This window comes from bacterium (assembly GCA_030247525.1).
Lineage (GTDB): Bacteria > Electryoneota > JAOADG01 > JAOADG01 > JAOADG01 > JAOTSC01.
The window spans coordinates 1-3,110 of sequence record JAOTSC010000253.1 but is presented as its reverse complement, the minus strand read 5'-3'; the positions used below and the strand labels follow the sequence as shown (position 1 = coordinate 3,110).

The following is a 3,110-nucleotide window of genomic DNA, read 5'->3' as shown; positions in this document are numbered from 1 at the left end:
ACAATACCCCATCCAAAATTGTTTCCCCAAACAACATTGTTACGAATATTGATCGATCGTCCATCTTCGATCATCAGACCATAACTCGAAGTGTTTTGTGACATTAAGCGTACCGAGTTGTTATGGATATAAACGCCGGCACCTGAGTTTTCGAGTTTCATCCCGCAAGAGAACAGAAGACTGGTAACTTTTACTATGTTTCGACTGACTAACGCATCGTCCTGACTAAGTAGATAAATACCACAAGTGACAAAAGCGCTATTCGAGTTTACTTGGATAACATTACTGGAAAGCGTCGCTGTGCCTTGTTGGACACTGATCCCAGTGACATTCTCACAGACACCGGAGGAATTTACCAAAATCGTGTCGCGCATCACTTGGATATCGCTGTCGATCGCATCAACTCCAACACCCGGTTCCAGTTGTGTGATCGTCATAACCAACAAAGAATTTGAAAGCAACACCGTCGAACGTGTTACAAACAACCCTTTATTCGATCCGTAGATCAGTGATGAGTCGATGACGACGTTAGACATATCGACAAATACCGGATTGCTGGAGTTGCGAATTTCCACATTAGATAGTGTACTCACCTCTGGCAAACCGTCTTCAAAACGAATACCATTCCAAGTCTGACCGTCGCCACCTTGGAATATGACTCGCTGACTGATCGTCCCCATAACGATCAGTCGACCCCGAACGATCAGAGCTGCGCCTTGTGCAAAGCGCAGGTCAACACCCGGCTCGATGACTAATTGCGAGTCGGATGGTACTGTGATGGGTCCAACAACCGAATACGGCGAGTTTTCAAATCTCAAGACACCCGATACATTACCGGATAAATTTCCGGCAAACGCCGATGCAGTAAGCCCCAGAAGAAGTAGGAGCAGCCCCCCGGCTTTCCATGCCTTCATTGGTAACCCTTGCAGGCGAATCGCTCAAACCGGGGACCAAGTCAACCCGGCGACGCTCGTTATCCAATAGTAGGATGACTATGCAAAAAAAGCAAGGAGAAAGTCGCATTTCTGCAAAATTTGCAAACCATTCAGACAGCGAATTAAAATAAGTACTTGATAATACGATGCTGTGTGTATAGAAGTGGAAGTTATTGCCGAGTACAATTTGCAATCACACTTAAGTCACTCTTAGAGTAGTCGACGTGACACCAAACACACACATGAAAGCATACATCCGTTTTTTTATACTTACAAAACGAAAAGCAAGAACCACAGAGAATGGAAATCACTTCAGAATCGTGTAACTTTGTCGAATAGAAATCCATACATCGATTTACCTCATACCCACATCACTTGGATGAATCAACGATGCCGACTGAATTTGAAAAAATCCAACGGGAAATCGCGCACTCGCGCGCACAGGGAAAACTGCAGCAAGCGCTTGCATTTGCCGAGCAAGCGGTTGCACTCGCATTCTCCGACGCCGACGTCGCGAAGCAAGCGTATGCTCTTTGTTTGCGGGCTGGTGTCTACACCGATTTAGGAAAACTAAACGACGCATTCAACGATTTATCAAAAGCACAAACGATCTCCGAAACAAGCGGCGATCAAAAACTCTTAACGACGATTTACATATCTTTTGGCACCCATTACCGGCACACCGGTTTGTATCCGGAAGCAGTAGAAGCCTATGCCCGAGCGTTTGCTAATGCACAGTCGATCAACGATACCGAAGGGGAAGCAATCGCAGCCGGAAATCTCGGAGCGATATACATCGAGCAGGGACAATGGGAAGATGCGAAGGCTTCTTTATTGCATGCTATCGCGATATTTCGCAAATCCGACAAGCGGGAAAAATTAGTAAAAATGCTGATCGATCTCGGAATCGTTTATGAGAAACATGGCGATTTGGACGAGGCGTACCGGTTGTACAACGATGCTTGGGAGTACGTTTCCACCCACAAGCTGCGAAAGATGCAAGGCGCTGTTTTAGGGCACCTTGCGGCAATCGACTATGGCCGTGGTGAAATCGACAAAGCATCGGAGAAGTATTTTGAAGCCATCGCCATCCATCGTGAAATCGGTAATCTTCGTTCCGAAGGAACGATTCTCAACAACTACGGAACACTATTGCGCAGTACTGGTCAAATCGAGGAGGCGTTAGAGTGTTATCTGCGGGCAAGGGAGATTCACACTCGCTTGGATAATCTTCGTTCGCAGGCAATAACTTGTTTCAATATTGGGGCGGCTTATCACGAGTTGGGTGATTTTGATCAGGCGTATCACGAATATTTAAAAGCGGTGGAAGCCAACCGCAATTTAGGGTATCGCGAATTTGAAGTGATTGCATTGGCTGCGTATGCAGCGCTACGAATGGAACAAGGGTACTTGGATGAGGCGAACGATATCTTAGAGCAAACGGTTGCAATCGCTCGCGAAACCAAGCAACCGGAATTGTCCCGGGTGTTGGATCGTATTGTCGAATTGAAGTTGTTGCGCGGCGATGGTGTTGCGGCAAAAACGTTACTCGACGAAATTGCAACACATATCACGCCAGCTTCGCCCGATCTCGATGCGATGCTATTTTCGATCAATTATGGTCGTTACCTTGTATGGCAAGCGCAAACAGAGCGGGTGAATCCAACTACAGAACCCATCTTCCACAGTGCGATTCTTGCGCATTACCATCATGCAAAGAAATGCGTCGAACACCAGCATTACCGACTGCCACATCTCTCCGCGCAGGATTTTTCCCGGTTCCGTCAGCATCTGCTTTCGTACGGCTTTCCGACGGAAGAGTTACCTCTTCCGAAGAATTGGTAGGGTTGTGTAGCGCAATTACTTCTTCTTGCTTTCCATACCTACCGGTAACCCTAAAACTTGCACTCTTAGTTTAAGCAGACTCGTATCATCAAGAGTCTCTCCAACAAAAACAATTTGATTGGATTTCTCGGCTTGATGCTTGATTGCTTGCGAAATATTCATCCAACGAATTCGCTCATCGCTGGTTTTGACTACGAGATAAACATCCACCGGGCTATCTTTCCAGTAAACGATATGTCGCTCATCGGTGTCGAAAACTTATTCACCGGATTTGCGTGTGCGTAAATGTGAATGGGCATGCTTAGACCGCAAATAGATTTCTTTACCGCT

At 46.4% G+C, this 3,110-nt stretch carries 2 protein-coding genes and 1 pseudogene; 1 reads left to right on the top strand and 2 read right to left on the bottom strand.

What is annotated here, in order from left to right; translation table 11 throughout:
• Positions 1–914 (bottom strand): right-handed parallel beta-helix repeat-containing protein (locus tag OEM52_14630; protein MDK9701370.1); only part of this gene is annotated, 914 nt, incomplete at its 3' end.
• A 411-nt stretch (positions 915–1,325) separates the two neighbouring features.
• Between OEM52_14630 and OEM52_14625 the strand changes: the two genes are divergently transcribed.
• The gene (locus tag OEM52_14625; GenBank protein ID MDK9701369.1) at positions 1,326–2,780 is read left to right on the top strand and encodes a tetratricopeptide repeat protein; all 1,455 of its coding nucleotides are present in this window, start codon (positions 1,326–1,328) and stop codon (positions 2,778–2,780) included.
• A gap of 15 nt (positions 2,781–2,795) precedes the next feature.
• Here OEM52_14625 and OEM52_14620 read toward each other — a convergent pair.
• A pseudogene (locus OEM52_14620) lies at positions 2,796–3,023 on the bottom strand (hypothetical protein).
• Positions 3,024–3,110: the final 87 nt, after the last annotated feature.

Coding starts and splice junctions, on each gene's coding strand:
- OEM52_14625 (MDK9701369.1), top strand. CDS start 1,326: ATGCCGACTGAATTTGAAAAAATCCAACGGGAAATCGCGCACTCGCGC.